The following is a 14,443-nucleotide window of genomic DNA, read 5'->3' on the forward strand; positions in this document are numbered from 1 at the left end:
ATCTGCTCTTTTAGTTTACATAAAATAAAACTTATCGTCTCCGAAAACGATCTCTGAGCCGCTCCCGGAATCCCGGCTGCTTAATCCCGGACTTGGATCTTAAGTGCTTTTCCATGATCATATCAAATTCTGTGGAAGAATATCCCCATTCCTTTAAACGTTTTTCGCGCCGCTGATGACGGAGAAAACGCTCGTTCTGGGCCTTGTTTTTCTGATAGATCATGATTCCGGAGACGGCGCCGCCGATGGCTCCGATGACAGCGGCAGCGATCAGGACTTTCTTAACAATGCCGAAAGCAGGAGAGGAGGTCCAGGATGTCTTATTGCTGCCCGTTTTTTTAGAGGAAGGTTCGGTTTCCTTGTCAGGTGCCTTAGAAGGAATGGTTTCAGCCACAGTCTCAGTCTCCGCGGTATCCGTGCTCTGATTCACTGCTCCGGGCACATATCCCTGTGTCACAGTCGCCTCCAGATAAGCCTGTCCCACAAGCTTATCCCCATAGCGGTAATCGATCCGTGCAATCGCCCCATCCGGTGCATCGTCAGTCAGGTCGTAGTCCAGTGTGGAAGTCACATCGGAGAAGCTCCCATCCGCAGGTAAAGTCACCGCGCTGTTTTTATTTACCGTGAGTCTTGTAGCACTCCCGGAAAAGATCCCGGAGATCGTCAGATCATCAGCCACCTTGCTGTAAGTGCTGTCCTGATCCGCAACCGGAACGGACTTGAAATTTTTAAATCCATAGTCAAACAGTGCTTTTGTGTCGGAATAATGGGTCTGGTGACCATTGAGAACGACAGCTATGAGCTTCATTCCATCGCGCTCCGCGCATGTCACCAATGTATTTCCCGCAAGCAAGGTGTAACCGGTCTTTCCGCCGATGGCACCGTCGTAATAAAGGGAATCATTCCGCCGCAGCATTCTGTGGTGGGCGTAGTAGCGCCAGCCATCCGGGTACTGCTTTAATTTCCCCGCAGGAACGTCATAGTACGTCGTGGAATCAACCTCTACAAATGTCGGATTATTAAACGCCGCCTTTGCGATCAGTGCCATGTCATAAGCGGACACATAGTGATTCGGATTATTCAGACCGCTCGGGTTTGCGAAATGGGAGTCCGTACATCCAAGCTCCGCCGCCTTCTCATTCATCTTCTCCGCAAAAGCATCAATACTGCCTGCGCAGTGTTCGGCCAGAGCGTTTGCAACCTCATTCGCGGACTGTAAAAGCAGGGCATAAAGACAGTCCCGGACACTTAACGTATCTCCGGCGCGGGCCCCCAGAATGGAGGAGTTCGGCTCAAGAGAGTTCACCGCTGTGTTGGAGAACGTCACGGTCTCATCAAGCCCACAGTTTTCAATCACGATCAGTGCCGTCAGGATCTTTGTGATACTTGCCGGATAATACGGTTCATGGCTGTTCTTCTCGAACAAAACCGCTCCCGAATTGATGTCCATTAGGATCCCGCCGTCCGCTGAGATCGAGATCTCCGACGGCCACTCAGCCGCCGCATATGCCGTCTGTCCCGGACAAAAACCGAGGATCAGCGTCAGACAGAGAAAAATACTTAAAATTCGTTTCATGGAACTCCTTGAAAAAATTGCCGCCATGTTTACCCGACGTGGCGGCTGTTTTGATGTCTCAAATCCCATCGGCACAGCCGATCAGGAATGGATTTTTGCCTGTAATTGTGAAGGATTGAATGATCACAGTACTCGTACTATGGATTATAGCAGTTTGAAGACAGGGCTGCAACCGATAAATGATATAAAAAGAGCCGACAGATCTATCTGCCGGCTCTTTTATATAATACCAGATTTCCAACAAAAAATACCATAACGATCCCTGCAAATACCATCGCGATCCGGGCGGCGGTATCGAAAAAGAAACCTTCCGGAACGATGTTGATGAGCATGTCGGTGCGTGGATCGAGGACCCACAGATCATTGTTGAAAAAGATTTTGTGGAAAACAATGAAATATTTTGAGAAGTCTGTGGATATAATGCCGATCAGGGCCAGTGCTACGGCAAAGACCGCGCCGGTGCCGATACAGAGGGATTTCGGGATCAGGCGCTTTAACGCCTCTGTCCGCTCCGCACTCTTACGTCCCCAGAAATAAGCCAGGGCCGCGAAGCATAGGGTGATCAGGATCCCGATCAGGCGGAGCCACAGGCCGCCGATGAAGAGTCCCTGCACGTCCTCCATGTGGGCAATCTCCCGGTCATTAAAAAATTCCCGGTATTCCCCGCCCATGGTGGTGTATACGTGAAGATCCTCGCGCTTTCCGCGAAGAAACGCCATCATCTGGTCGGTGACGTCAAGAAGATCGTCCATGGTCATTTCAGGAAGATCATTCAGAACCTGATATTTCGTGTATTCCTTCTCATAATATCCCGGCATCCAGTAGGCGACCGCCTCAACGGACGTGATAAGGAACGCGATGATCAGCCAGAACGCGGTGAAGATCCCGGCGGCGTAGGTAATGGTCTTTGCTGTTTTTGTCATTTCGTGGTACTCCGTTTGATTACTTTTAGTCTTGTGAACTCCTCGCGGTCCTTTTCCTCCAGGGCGTTGGTGATGTCCTTCACAAGTGCCTGGTATGACGGGATCGTGATGTTCTTTAGTGCATTAGCCCGCTTCTGGGTCTTCTTAATGCTCTCGGCAAGACGGTAGGCGGATGTCTCCACGGTTGCGAGGTCTGTGGTCAGTTCCTTCACGCGCTCGAAGGCGATCCGTGCCTCGTCCAGCGAATCGCTGGTGCTGTAAAACGAATAAGGCGGTTTTTCATCTTTTGACGGTGTATACTCGACAAGCGGGATCTCCGTTCCCATGATGCTGCGCGCCTTGATCCGGATATCATCCGTGACGGGAAGTGAACCTGCGATCTCCTCCACATAGTGGATTCCCATCTCGATATTGGCCTTCTGGAGTGCCTTGTAGGCGGCGGTAAAAGTGGAATCGATCTCGGACTGGATCGCTTTTGCCTGATCGATCAGGCCCATAAGCTCCCGCAGCAAGATGTTCCTCTTTTTATCCATCAGTCCGTACCCCTGAGTCGCAAGGGCGAGGGAGTTTTTCGCAAGGATCAGATTTCCCTTGGTGGGGAATGTGTTCGGATTCATGAGATCCCCTCCTTATGAAGCGTCTGAAGCGGCGTCTGCAGATTTATAATACTTGTCTAAGATCTTCGTGTCAATACGGTCGAGCTCTTCTCTCGGAAGAAGTCCTAAAAGCTCCCAGCCGATGTTTAAGGTGTCGATGATGGTACGATTGTCATGGATATCCTGTCCGATGAACCGTTTTTCAAATTCCCGGCCGAATTCCAGATATTTTTTATCGATCGGGGAGAGCTCATCTTCACCGATAACAGATGCGAGGGCTCTCGCGTCGCCCACCTTTGCGTAGCAGGAAAACAGCTGGTTTGCCACATCCTGATGATCTTCACGGGTAAATCCCTCACCGATGCCGTCCTTCATAAGACGGGACAGGGACGGAAGCACGCTGATCGGCGGGTAGATGGACTGACCGTTTAAGCTGCGGTCCAGAACGATCTGACCTTCTGTGATGTAACCGGTAAGGTCCGGGATCGGGTGGGTGATATCATCGTTCGGCATGGTAAGGATCGGGATCTGTGTGACAGATCCGTTGACTCCGGCGACGATTCCGGCGCGCTCATAGAGAGATGCCAGATCACTGTATAAGTATCCCGGATATCCCTTACGGGACGGGATCTCGCCCTTTGAGGAGGAGACCTCACGCAGCGCCTCAGCGTAGGAGGTCATATCCGTCAGGATGACCAGGATATGCATGCCCTTTTCAAATGCGAGGTATTCGGCAACTGTGAGGGCAACCTTCGGTGTGATCAGACGCTCGACGACCGGGTCATTTGCAAGATTGATAAACATGGCAACATGGTCCAGAACGCCGCTCTCGCGGAAGGTACGTTCAAAGTATTCGGCAACATCGTACTTGACGCCCATAGCTGCGAATACGACGGCGAATTTTTCATCGGAATTGTCTCCCAGAGAGGACTGCATGACGATCTGCGCTGCCAGCTGGTCGTGGGGAAGTCCGTTTCCGGAGAAGATCGGGAGCTTCTGTCCGCGGATCAGGGTCATCAGGCCATCGATGGCGGAGATACCGGTACGGATATAGTTTCGCGGATATTCACGGGCTACCGGGTTTAACGGCTTTCCGTTTACATCCAGTTTTTTATCAGCTAAGATCGGTCCCAGACCGTCGATGGGATTTCCCAGACCGTCAAAAGTACGGCCTAACATATCGGCGGAGACGCCGATCTCCATCGGATGTCCGGTGAGACGGGTATGAGTGTTTTTCAATGCCATGTTTCCGGTGCTCTCAAACACCTGGATCACGGCTTTATCCTCGTACGCCTCGATAATGCGTCCGAGCTTCTTTTCTTTTCCGTCGACGGTCATTTCCACGATTTCATCATAAGATGCCCCGGAAACGCCTTCGAGGACGGCAAGAGGGCCGTTTAAGGAACTAAGGCCAAGATATTCGACTGCCATTGTGATCTGCCTCCTTATGCGTTGCGCTCGATGACGGAATTGTAGAAGTCATCGATCTGCTTCTTATAGTCGTCAAACATGTCGAGACGGTCATTCGGGACGTCATATTTGATGGAAATGATCTTCTCAAAGATCTTTTCTTCTTTGAGGACGGATACCGGCATGCCCATGGCAACGAGGGCACGGGATTTTTTATAGAGATAAAGGATGATCTCCATCATCTTAAACTGCTTTTTCAGCGGAACGCAGGTATCTTCCTTATGGAAAGCGTTCTGCTGAAGGAAACCGAGACGGATAACCTTGGCGATCTCGAGAACGAGCTTCTGGTCATCAGGGAGAACATCGGATCCGATCAGTTTTACGATCTCCATCAGGCTGCTTTCCTGATTCAGGATCGTGACGAGCTGGTTACGGTAATTGACAAAGTTTTTATCCACATGCTCAGAGTACCAGGAAGAAAGATCCGTGAGGTATTCCGAGTAACTGGTCAGCCACTGGATCGCCGGGAAGTGTCTCGCGTAGGCGAGGTTCTTATCAAGTCCCCAGAAGCAGCGGACGAAACGCTTGGTGTTCTGTGTGACCGGCTCGGAGAAATCGCCGCCCTGAGGGGATACGGCTCCGATGATGGATACGGAACCTTCCGTTCCGTTTAAGTTCTGGACCATTCCGGCACGCTCATAGAACTGGGACAGCCGGGATGCCAGATAAGCCGGGAAACCTTCCTCGGCCGGCATTTCCTCCAGACGGCCGGAGAGCTCGCGGAGCGCCTCAGCCCAACGGGAGGTGGAGTCTGCCATGATCGCTACGTTGTATCCCATGTCGCGGTAGTATTCTGCAAGTGTCAGGCCGGAGTAAAGACTCGCCTCACGGGCGGCAACCGGCATGTTGGAGGTATTGGCGATCAACGTAGTCCGCTCCATCAGTGGATTTCCGCTCTTCGGGTCGATCAGCTCGCTGAATTCCTCCAGAACCTGTGTCATTTCATTTCCACGCTCGCCGCAGCCGATGTAGATGATGATATCGGCATCGGACCACTTGGCGATCTGGTGCTGGGTCATGGTCTTTCCGGTACCGAATCCGCCCGGGATCGCCGCCGTGCCGCCCTTTGCGAGCGGGAACAGGGTGTCAAGGATACGCTGTCCTGTGATCAGCGGTTTGGATGCCGGATAGCGCTTTACGGTCGGACGCGGGATGCGGATCGGCCATTTCTGTGTCATAGTGATCGCTTTTTCCGTTCCGTCCTTTGTCATGATCGTGAGCAGTGTATCATTGATCGTATATTCACCGTCGGAGACAACGGAGAGGACATCGCCCTCCAGATCCGGCGGGATCATGACTTTATGGGTAATGGCTCTCGTCTCCGGGACCTCCGCGATGATGGTGCCGCCGTAGACATGATCACCGCGCTTTACGGTCATGTGGGTCTGCCATTTCTTTTCTGTATCAAGGGATGTTACATGAACACCGCGTTCAATATAATAGCCGCTGGATTTTTTGATAGCGGCTAACGGACGTTCGATTCCATCAAAAATATTTGTGATAATGCCGGGGGCAAGTGTGACGGAGACAGGAGCTCCTGTTCCTGTGACCGGCTCTCCGGGCTTCAGACCTGTGGTCTCCTCATAGACCTCGATCGTTGTGCGTTCGGAGGTCAGTCCGATGACCTCGCCGACGAGGTTTGCCTCTCCGACGTAGACCATCTCATTCATCTGAAAACCGGAATCACCGGCAATATAGACGATCGGGCCGTTGATCCCGTAAATTGTGCCTTTTGCAGCCATGTTGATTTCCTCCAAAAATGTTATAAAAAGTAACTGGCCGGCAGGTCTGCGCGTGTACCGCGCTGCCCGCGGAAACGTATCGCACAGTTACAGTGAGAACTGGAAGTCCTGTTCAGCTTCTTTGAGCTTCGTCTCAAAGGAGTTATCGATCAGGATATTTTTCGAGGCGATGACGGCCCGCGTGCCGCCGAGAAACGGGTACTGGCTGACGCGGATGTCGCAGTCGGTCCTTAAGGATAAAAGATTCTGCTTTTCCTTGTCGGACGGGTCGATATAGATGTGGATCTCACTGGATCCTGCAAATGCTTTTTCTTTTTTGATCTGCGCCTCTAAGAGTGCGTCATATTTCGGGGTCTCCATGAACCGCGCCAGTTTGTCGCGAAGCTCGGAGAAGACTTTTCCGCGGAGTTCCTCATCTTTTCTGCTGTAGGAACGGCGGATCTCGATCTGGCCTAAGGACAGGTTTTTGTTGGTCTCCCGTGCGATCCTCTCTTTTTCGGCAGCGATCTGCAATGCTGCCTGCTTTCTGGCGTTTTCTTTATGCTCATTCAGGATCTTTTCCTCATAAGCGGTATAATCAGAGACTGCCTGCTCGTATTTCTTTAATGCGTCGCCTGTGCAGATGTCTTCAAAATGCTGTAATTTTTCTTCGGTTGTCAAAGCAGCCACCTCCTTGATTCCAATATCGATCTGCAGCGGTTCCGGATCGCTGTCGCCTGCGGACGGAACCGCTGTGTGCATACTATAACTTTAGTCCGATCGCGTCATTTACATATGCCGTGATGAAATCGGGCCGCCGTCCTGTTCCGTGGCGGTCCGGGATTTCGATGAGAAGCGGCTTTTTATGTTCTGTGCGTACCGTCTTAACCAGCTCCGGATACTTCTTTCCGAGAGCTTCGGTGAGCAGGATGATCCCGATATTTTTGTCTTTTAACACTTCGTTCAACGCCTTTTCCAGCGTTCCTTTTTCATTTGCGATCACACCGTCCACGCCCGCCAGCCGCATGCCGGTCAGCGTGTCGGTATTATCGCTGATCAAATACATTCTCATAGCCGGTCTCCATTCCTGGTAATAGTTCAGCCATGTTGTCAGGCATTAAAGTTTACCGATGATCATGAAGGAGATGATAAGTCCGTACAGGCAGACACCTTCGGCAAGACCTACGAAGATAAGAGATTTACCAAGAATGGAGGAATCCTCACTGATAGCGCCAAGTGCTGCGGATGCTGCCGCGGAAACGGCAACGCCGCCGCCGATACAGGAAAGTCCGGTGGAAAGAGCAGCTGCGATGTAGCCCATACCGGTGGAGATGCCGCCGGCTGCAGCTGTGGACTCGGCTGCGAATGCAGTGCCGCCAAAGAGTACGCAGACGGCGAAGAGCATGGTTCCGAAGAACATTACGGTGTTGGCTGCGAGGGCTGTTTTATAGCGTCCTTTTGTCTTTTCACCTGCGGCGAAAGCTCCGAAGGGGACAGCAATGCTGAAAATAAGTGCAACGGTTAAAAGAAGTTTTACTGCGATTGTCATGACGATGACCTCCTAAAATCTGTATTTTACCATTTATTGTAACGATTCAGTGCCTTCATAGTTACACGCAAAAATCCATTCCGGATCAGCTTCGCTGATGGGATTTTTGCCTTCCAGCCTATGTTTTATTACGGTCAGCGCAGCAAGTGCGCAGACCTACTGAACAGTTACCATTTATTCTTATTTCTCGTAGAACGGTTTAAATTCCCGGCCGCTTCCTTTATAGAACCGGCTGAACAGCTCGTAGTACTCGAGACGGAGTACCTGGATCCCGACGATCAGGCCCTCCATGCCGCACACGAACAGGTTTCCGAGAACAATGACCGGTATGGACGGTGCTCCGGTTTCTGCGCCTGCGAGCATTAAAACAACCTGCATCATGGCTGCATGGCTGACGGCGAATGCACCCACACGGACGAAGGAAAGCGTGTTGGAGAAGTAGCTTAAGAGTACTTCAAACAGCTCGAAAAATCCCTGTGTGATGAACATTCCCACGCCACCGGAGATCTTCTCAGATTTCTTTTCCAGAACTGCTGTGAGCGGTTCCTTAAAGAACATCACGAGAAGCGGCAGGACGAACATGATGATCAGGACCGCTGCCGCCGGGAGTGTATGTCCGCTCATGAACATCACGATGGTGGCTGCAAGACTGAAATAAAAGACAAAGCCTGCGAGACCGTTTGTATCGAACCAGGTCTTTTCGGTGTCATGGTTCTTAAAGCTCGTAATCATGTTTAAGATCATCGTAAAGAGGATGACTCCCATGCCGAGAGCAATGGCAACGACGAACACGGTGTTCAGACGACCCACAAACGGAAGATCCGTCATGGCTTCGGTCGGCTTTAACCACAGCGCCGGGATCACATCTTCAAATCCGAAGACACTTCCGAAGAGACATCCGAAGATCGTTGAGAAGAATCCGCAGCAGGAGACGATGGCTGCCAGATCGATTTTTTTGAACTTATAGAGCAGGAAACCTCCGATCAGAAGGACAAGTCCCTGTCCGGCATCTCCGAACATGAAGCCGAAGAAGATGGAGTAGGTGATGGCGATCAGAAGCGTCGGATCAAACTCGCCGTAGGACGGAAGTCCGTACATCTTTACGAACATCTCAAACGGCCGCAGCAGCGGAATGTTTTTTAACTTGGTGGGCGGAATGCTAGTCACGTGCTCTTTGCTGTCCTCTAAGACGAAGAATGTGTCCGCGTCCTTTGCGAGGTCCCTGTGGAGAGCTTCCGCGTCCTCTTTTGTCATCCAGCCGCAGAGAATGTAGAACGGATGATCCTTATCATGGGTGCATGCCGCATACTTTCTCACATTGAAGTTTGCTTCATAGGATTTCAGCACCTGGCTGGCATCCCGGAGACCGGTCTGTCTCGTCAGCAGGTACCCGGAATCTTTTGCGTCCAGGGCCTGTTCCTTTGCTTTCAGATTTGCAAGCTCGTTTTCCAGACGTTCGACCTCGGTCTTCGGGGTTCCGGCGTACTCATCCGGGAGATAGATCCTCTCGAACTGCAGGGACGAGAAGACGGTGTCGATCCGGTCGGAGGTGATATCCGGTGTGAAGTAGAGCAAAGAAATATAGTGGTCTGATTCGTGGCATTTGAACAGGATCGTCTCATCCGAGCGGTCGGCGAATGCCTGAAGCTGTGGGAAACTTTCCTTTCTGATACGTCCGAACCGGTATTTGATGTGCTTCAGCTTCAGAATTGCCGGAATATCGAAGTCCAGTTCCACATACAGGCGTACCTGATCCAACAGGGAAGAGACTTCTTTTTCTTTTGCCTTTAAGGACTCCCGCTCCTCATCGGAGGCGGCGAGCTCCGTATCCATGTCATTTACAAGTGTGATGGCGTTCTCCACAGGCATTGTTCCGGTGGAAATCTCCTGCTGTTTTGCGCCGGGACAGGAAGCGAGAAGTTTCTGCGCTTTCTGAAGCGGTTCCCGGTATGGATTGGTTCCGGGATATGGTTCTAATTTTGATGCGGATCTTAATTCGGTCAGCGCGTTTTCCAGCTGGATCTCATAGTGGGAGAGATACTGGTTGACCATTCGGTCCAGATCGTTCTTTGGCCCGGAGATGCTGACGAATTTCATTTTTTCGATCACAAAGCATACCCCCTTTTCTAACTTTCTGCCAGGCAGGTGAGAATTTCTGAACTGCCAAGGCTGTAACGGATCCCCTCAACGGTGGTGATGATTTTTCTAATCTCCTCTTCCTTAAAATAGAAGTAGCTGTTTAACGCAGCCGCGGAATACGGATCATTCCGTCCGGATTTGCTGTACACAGCATCCAGAAGCGCCCGGAACAGGGAATGCAGTTCCGGATTCTCCTGCTGTTCGCCGGATGCCCGAAAGATCCGGTTTCCGTAGCGGGTCCCCTTTAGGATCCGGTCGAATTCCTCTATAGACGGCGCTTCGGCAAGCTCTCTTGCCTGAGACTTTTTTAAACGGTGCCATACGGGGATCAGAAGCTCCATAATGGCATCGGCAGATAATTTGTAGTGGCGTTTCGCTCTTGCGAGCCATTCAATATTTAAAAGATCGATCTTTTCACCGGCACAGTCGGCGATGGCCTCCCGGTCGTCTTTTGAAAGTTGGTCTTTTAAACTTTTCCAGAAACGGATGAAGTACAGGATGTCCAGAGCAGATTCGAACTCAGACAGGGAAGTGATGCCCTGATCCCTTAAGTCCTTTAACGGACCATAATAAGGGGTGTTCTGAATGCTGTCCAGATATTCGTCCAGATCTTTTGAATCAGTCAGGGCGGTGAAATCCAGGTGGGAGTGCTTTCGGAAGAAGGGCTCAAAGCTCTTAAAGTTCAGATCTGAGCGTTTTCCGGAAACCGCGTCCCTCAGACACCGTTTCATGACATCGATCTCGAAATGGAGAAAGTAGAGATCCAGAAATTTTCTCTGGGTTCCGTTTGCGAATCGGAACAGCCTTGAGAAATCACCGTAGAGGGAGTGCCACAAAAGCTCTTCGATCTTACTTCTGTGGAGTTCCTCATTTTCAACACCGGAAAAAACATCCCTGTAGGCGGGAGAACTTTTCAGGTATTCGACGGCAGCCGGTACATTCTCCATTCCCGCGAGGACCGAGAACTCATCATCCGTGAGGAAATGCCCGCGCATCGCGGCAAGCTTGGCAGCGATCGCACTGTAAGTGATGAGACTTCCCATAGATCACACCTCGGTCATAGAACGGAAGAGGGAGTCCACATACCAGGAATGCTTTTCTTCGTAATGCTGTTCCAGGCGGGCGATCTGGTCACCGGCGGCGGTTTTCTGCCTGTCAAGCTCCGCGGCGGCTTCTGCCTCCATTTTCTGGCGCATGGACTGGATCTCCAGTTCGGTTTCATGATTCAGCTCCTCGTCAAACTGTTTCGTCTTTGCCTCATATTCTGCTGCAAGAGTTTTTTTCTTGTCAGCAGCGCCGTCTAAGATCGCGACAGTCTTTTCTTCAATCTGGGAGAGCTGATTGATGATATTGTTCATTGATTTGTCTCCTTTCTGAGAAGGATTTTCCCTCATCCGGGGGGATGGGGCCAGAAACCTCGGAGTTTTATGCGGTAAAATTCAAGTCAGGTTTTCCTGGGTGTCTGACCCCGGTAACATTATAATATAGCTTGAAAATCAGGAATTTCAAATATATAATAATTATGCTGTTATAACATGAATGTTATAATAATCGGAAAATGCTATAAATGAACAAAAAATTAGCACAAAATTAACATGATCGTTAAGGCGCGAAAGAAAAAGGGGGAATGATATGGAAATCCAGCAGTTTCGGTATTTTTTGGCGGCAGCGCGGTATGAAAATCTGACAAAAGCGGCAGAAGATCTGCATATCGCCCAGCCGGCATTGTCCCAGTCCATCAAGCGTCTGGAGACGGAGCTCGGCGTAAGTCTTTTTGACCGGAAAAATCACCGGATCGAGCTCAACGAACAGGGGAAACTCCTGAAAAAACGCCTGATCCCGATTCTGGAATCCATCGATAATCTAAAGGATGAGCTCTGGGAGTCGGTTTATTCATCGGAGCGCACGATCTATTTAAATTTCCTGTCCGCGTCGAACCTCATTACGAACAGTATTATTTCCTATCGGGCCCTGAAACCGGATGTCCAGTTTCAGGTATCCCAGCTTGAGATGACGGAGAGCTGTGATATCCATATCGAATCAAGGATCGCTATATCTGTGACGCCTCCGCATCCGCAGGAACTTCCGGATGGCGTGGTAAGACGGGAATATCTGAGGGAGGAGATTTTTCTGGCAGTACCGCCGGATTCAAAGTTTGCGAAACATAAGACCGTCGATCTGCGGGAAGTGAAGGAAGAAAATTTCATCCGTCTCGGAAACGGCTGGCAGCTCCGCGGGATCTGCGATGATTTCTGCCGGAGAGCGGGGATCCGCCCTCAGGCGGTGTTTGAGAGCAACAGTCCGGAGTCGGTGCGCAACCTGATCGCGGCAGGGCTTGGAATCGGCTTCTGGCCGGAAAAAGCCTGGGGTGGAAAGCCGGGGCACGGTGTTGTCCTGATCCCGATCCGTTACCCGAACTGCAGGAGAGACCTGGTGGTCACGGTGTTTGAGGAGGCAGGAAATAAGCCGGTGGTGGATGAGTTTGTGAATTATTTCTGTAAGTATTTTGAGAAAGACCCGTCGGGGATGGGAGATGTGACGGTGTAAGAATGTAGTATAAATGAAAAAAGAACTCTGAAGCCAGCAATAGGGCGGGATCTATCGGAATCCCGCCCTAAATATTGGCTTTAGAGTTTTTTTGAATTTGATATTCCAATAAGTTATTACTCCGCTGTTAGAAATTCCTTCGCGACATAGGCTTCCTGTCCGTTGTACTTGATGACGGCCCAGGTATCGTCGTGGTCGCGGAGATATTCAACGGATGCGCCCGGGTCCAGTTTTCCGATGCGGTCCGCGTCGGTGGACGGTTCTTTGCGGACGTTCAAGGTCGTTGTTGTCTTGTAGGAGGAGCCGGAAGCTGTGCTCTCCGGTTCAGTCTCCGGGGCTGTGGTCTCTGCTGTTTCCGTTGTGATCACTGGTGCGGAGGTCTCCTCTGTAGCCGGTTTCTTCGGCGTGAGGACACGGATCAGGACGATCAGGATGATCACGAGGACGATCGGAACCACAAATTTTAAAAGATCAGCCGGCTGCATGCCGCTTCCGGACTGCCGGGAACCGGCGCTGCGGTTTCTGGACTGCTGGGGACGGCTACCGGCCGGGCGTCTTCCGCGGGGGGCTTTCCCGTTGTCTGCAAAGGAGTAGATCTCCTGGGACAGCACGTGGTAGGCCTGGTTTGCATTGTAGGCACCGTTATCGCCGTTTTTTGCGGCTTTTGTGCCGATGTCGTAGATCTGTAAGTAGTGCTCGGCGGTGGATTTTGAGATCCAGCCGTTGTTGTAGAGCTCGTGGATCATAGAGTCCATGGAGCCTTCCATGATCCCCGCCTGTTCACATTGGAGCTTAACCATGTATTCCACGGTCTGTTTTGCTTTGATCATGGACTGGTTGTATTGCTTTTGTCCCATGAGACGCTCGGTCTCCTGAACATTCTGACGGATCTTATCCCATCCGTTAGGAATGTCGTTTCTTGCCATATAAATCCCTCCGTTTTATGTATTTTAACGGCGCGTGAAGGTGAAAATCCGGTGCCGGTGAAGGTGCCGGATACTCACAGATGCCGTTTTCTTCTATGTAATGCTGTGCGCCTGATGAAACGATCGCAGACACGAAAAGAGCGATTTTGTCAGCCATTATCTTTATTATACTGGAACAGTGGGAAAATTGCACGAAAAATTTTTGGACAATTTAAGAATTTTCTGTTTCCAAAAGATATATTGAAAGAAAAATTCTGCGCGTCACTGTTACCTTGCAAAATAAGGCTTTCAATGATAAAATGAGACACAAGCAATATCAGGAGGAAATACATTATGAGATTACGCCATATCAAAGGCGCGGAAGAAGAGATTGCTGAGAGCCCATATGTGGTCCAGGATCCGCAGTCACTGAAGGGAAGGTGGCATGAATTTTTTGGAAACGATAATCCGATCCGCATTGAGGTCGGAATGGGAAAAGGAAAATTCATCATGGAGCTTGCCCAGATGAACCCAGATATCAATTACGTGGGAATCGAGCGTTACTCCAGCGTTCTGCTTCGCGGACTTCAGAAGCGCGCGGAGCTGGAGCTTTCTAATATTTATTTTATGAGGATCGATGCCTTAGAGCTTACGGAGGTGTTCGCGGAGAATGAGGTGGAGCGGATCTACCTAAACTTCTCGGATCCGTGGCCGAAGGACCGCCACGCGAAGCGCCGTCTGACATCGGACCGTTTCCTTGCCGTGTATGATAAGATTTTACAGCCGGACGGAATCATCGAGTTTAAGACTGATAATCAGGACCTGTTCCGCTATTCATTAGAATCCATTCCGGAGGCAGGCTGGCAGGTGACATCCCATACATTTGATCTTCACCACAGTGATATGGCCGAGGGAAATGTTATGACAGAGTATGAGACAAAGTTCTCTGCGGAAGGGAAGCCGATCTGTAAGCTGACCGCCCGCCGTGATAAGTCATAAATATCTGCATATAATAGA

14 protein-coding genes are annotated in these 14,443 nt (G+C 50.7%); 2 read left to right on the forward strand and 12 right to left on the reverse strand.

Features of this window, described 5'->3' with window-relative positions; all coding sequences use genetic code 11:
* Positions 1 to 31: 31 nt before the first annotated feature.
* The 11 genes from GPK83_RS07625 to GPK83_RS07675 form a co-directional block, all read right to left on the reverse strand.
* A complete protein-coding gene (locus GPK83_RS07625) occupies positions 32 to 1,576 on the reverse strand; it encodes a D-alanyl-D-alanine carboxypeptidase family protein (RefSeq protein ID WP_215704450.1) in 1,545 nt (514 codons plus the stop codon).
* A 203-nt stretch (positions 1,577 to 1,779) separates the two neighbouring features.
* On the reverse strand, positions 1,780 to 2,499 hold the full coding sequence (locus tag GPK83_RS07630) for a TIGR01906 family membrane protein (protein ID WP_215704451.1): 720 nt from the start codon (positions 2,497 to 2,499) through the stop codon (positions 1,780 to 1,782).
* Positions 2,496 to 3,116 (reverse strand): V-type ATP synthase subunit D, encoded by a 621-nt coding sequence (locus tag GPK83_RS07635; protein WP_215704452.1) that lies wholly within the window; start codon positions 3,114 to 3,116, stop codon positions 2,496 to 2,498. Before GPK83_RS07635 ends, GPK83_RS07630 begins: the two co-directional genes overlap by 4 nt.
* 12 nt (positions 3,117 to 3,128) lie before the next feature.
* Positions 3,129 to 4,526, reverse strand: a complete 1,398-nt coding sequence (locus tag GPK83_RS07640) for a V-type ATP synthase subunit B (protein WP_215704453.1) — start codon at positions 4,524 to 4,526, stop codon at positions 3,129 to 3,131.
* Between the two features lie 14 nt (positions 4,527 to 4,540).
* Positions 4,541 to 6,307: a V-type ATP synthase subunit A gene (locus tag GPK83_RS07645; protein ID WP_215704454.1), complete on the reverse strand. Its 1,767-nt coding sequence runs from the start codon at positions 6,305 to 6,307 to the stop codon at positions 4,541 to 4,543.
* A gap of 87 nt (positions 6,308 to 6,394) precedes the next feature.
* Positions 6,395 to 7,048: a V-type ATP synthase subunit E gene (locus GPK83_RS07650; RefSeq protein ID WP_021904020.1), complete on the reverse strand. Its 654-nt coding sequence runs from the start codon at positions 7,046 to 7,048 to the stop codon at positions 6,395 to 6,397.
* A gap of 1 nt (position 7,049) precedes the next feature.
* Positions 7,050 to 7,358, reverse strand: a complete 309-nt coding sequence (locus GPK83_RS07655) for a V-type ATP synthase subunit F (RefSeq protein WP_117470998.1) — start codon at positions 7,356 to 7,358, stop codon at positions 7,050 to 7,052.
* Positions 7,359 to 7,403: 45 nt separating this feature from the next.
* Positions 7,404 to 7,835 (reverse strand): ATP synthase subunit C, encoded by a 432-nt coding sequence (locus GPK83_RS07660; RefSeq protein ID WP_015552854.1) that lies wholly within the window; start codon positions 7,833 to 7,835, stop codon positions 7,404 to 7,406.
* Positions 7,836 to 8,015: 180 nt separating this feature from the next.
* A complete protein-coding gene (locus GPK83_RS07665; protein WP_215704455.1) occupies positions 8,016 to 9,944 on the reverse strand; it encodes a V-type ATPase 116kDa subunit family protein in 1,929 nt (642 codons plus the stop codon).
* A gap of 17 nt (positions 9,945 to 9,961) precedes the next feature.
* On the reverse strand, positions 9,962 to 11,017 hold the full coding sequence (locus GPK83_RS07670) for a V-type ATPase subunit (RefSeq protein WP_117470996.1): 1,056 nt from the start codon (positions 11,015 to 11,017) through the stop codon (positions 9,962 to 9,964).
* A 3-nt stretch (positions 11,018 to 11,020) separates the two neighbouring features.
* Positions 11,021 to 11,332 carry a hypothetical protein gene (locus GPK83_RS07675; RefSeq protein WP_015552856.1) on the reverse strand — a complete coding sequence of 104 codons (312 nt, stop codon included), beginning with the start codon at positions 11,330 to 11,332 and terminating at the stop codon, positions 11,021 to 11,023.
* Positions 11,333 to 11,606: 274 nt separating this feature from the next.
* Here GPK83_RS07675 and GPK83_RS07680 point away from each other — a divergent pair, with 274 nt between their 5' ends.
* Positions 11,607 to 12,521, forward strand: a complete 915-nt coding sequence (locus GPK83_RS07680) for a LysR family transcriptional regulator (protein ID WP_215704456.1) — start codon at positions 11,607 to 11,609, stop codon at positions 12,519 to 12,521.
* A 116-nt stretch (positions 12,522 to 12,637) separates the two neighbouring features.
* Here GPK83_RS07680 and GPK83_RS07685 read toward each other — a convergent pair whose 3' ends face one another.
* Positions 12,638 to 13,447: an SH3 domain-containing protein gene (locus GPK83_RS07685; protein WP_015552858.1), complete on the reverse strand. Its 810-nt coding sequence runs from the start codon at positions 13,445 to 13,447 to the stop codon at positions 12,638 to 12,640.
* A gap of 333 nt (positions 13,448 to 13,780) precedes the next feature.
* Here GPK83_RS07685 and trmB point away from each other — a divergent pair, with 333 nt between their 5' ends.
* Positions 13,781 to 14,425, forward strand: coding sequence for a tRNA (guanosine(46)-N7)-methyltransferase TrmB (trmB, locus tag GPK83_RS07690; RefSeq protein ID WP_215704457.1), 645 nt, complete (start codon positions 13,781 to 13,783; stop codon positions 14,423 to 14,425).
* Positions 14,426 to 14,443: the final 18 nt, after the last annotated feature.

It is taken from the genome of Clostridium sp. MCC328 (genome assembly GCF_018785465.1).
In the GTDB taxonomy this organism is placed as follows: Bacteria; Bacillota; Clostridia; order Lachnospirales; family Lachnospiraceae; genus Pilosibacter; species Pilosibacter fragilis.

What these genes read in the sequence shown, in the direction of transcription:
- GPK83_RS07625 (WP_215704450.1), bottom strand. Translation starts at nt 1,576, where the DNA reads ATGAAACGAATTTTAAGTATTTTTCTCTGTCTGACGCTGATCCTCGGT.
- GPK83_RS07630 (WP_215704451.1), bottom strand. Translation starts at nt 2,499, where the DNA reads ATGACAAAAACAGCAAAGACCATTACCTACGCCGCCGGGATCTTCACC.
- GPK83_RS07635 (WP_215704452.1), bottom strand. Translation starts at nt 3,116, where the DNA reads ATGAATCCGAACACATTCCCCACCAAGGGAAATCTGATCCTTGCGAAA.
- GPK83_RS07640 (WP_215704453.1), bottom strand. Translation starts at nt 4,526, where the DNA reads ATGGCAGTCGAATATCTTGGCCTTAGTTCCTTAAACGGCCCTCTTGCC.
- GPK83_RS07645 (WP_215704454.1), bottom strand. Translation starts at nt 6,307, where the DNA reads ATGGCTGCAAAAGGCACAATTTACGGGATCAACGGCCCGATCGTCTAT.
- GPK83_RS07650 (WP_021904020.1), bottom strand. Translation starts at nt 7,048, where the DNA reads ATGCACACAGCGGTTCCGTCCGCAGGCGACAGCGATCCGGAACCGCTG.
- GPK83_RS07655 (WP_117470998.1), bottom strand. Translation starts at nt 7,358, where the DNA reads ATGAGAATGTATTTGATCAGCGATAATACCGACACGCTGACCGGCATG.
- GPK83_RS07660 (WP_015552854.1), bottom strand. Translation starts at nt 7,835, where the DNA reads ATGACAATCGCAGTAAAACTTCTTTTAACCGTTGCACTTATTTTCAGC.
- GPK83_RS07670 (WP_117470996.1), bottom strand. Translation starts at nt 11,017, where the DNA reads ATGGGAAGTCTCATCACTTACAGTGCGATCGCTGCCAAGCTTGCCGCG.
- GPK83_RS07675 (WP_015552856.1), bottom strand. Translation starts at nt 11,332, where the DNA reads ATGAACAATATCATCAATCAGCTCTCCCAGATTGAAGAAAAGACTGTC.
- GPK83_RS07680 (WP_215704456.1), top strand. Translation starts at nt 11,607, where the DNA reads ATGGAAATCCAGCAGTTTCGGTATTTTTTGGCGGCAGCGCGGTATGAA.
- GPK83_RS07685 (WP_015552858.1), bottom strand. Translation starts at nt 13,447, where the DNA reads ATGGCAAGAAACGACATTCCTAACGGATGGGATAAGATCCGTCAGAAT.
- trmB (WP_215704457.1), top strand. Translation starts at nt 13,781, where the DNA reads ATGAGATTACGCCATATCAAAGGCGCGGAAGAAGAGATTGCTGAGAGC.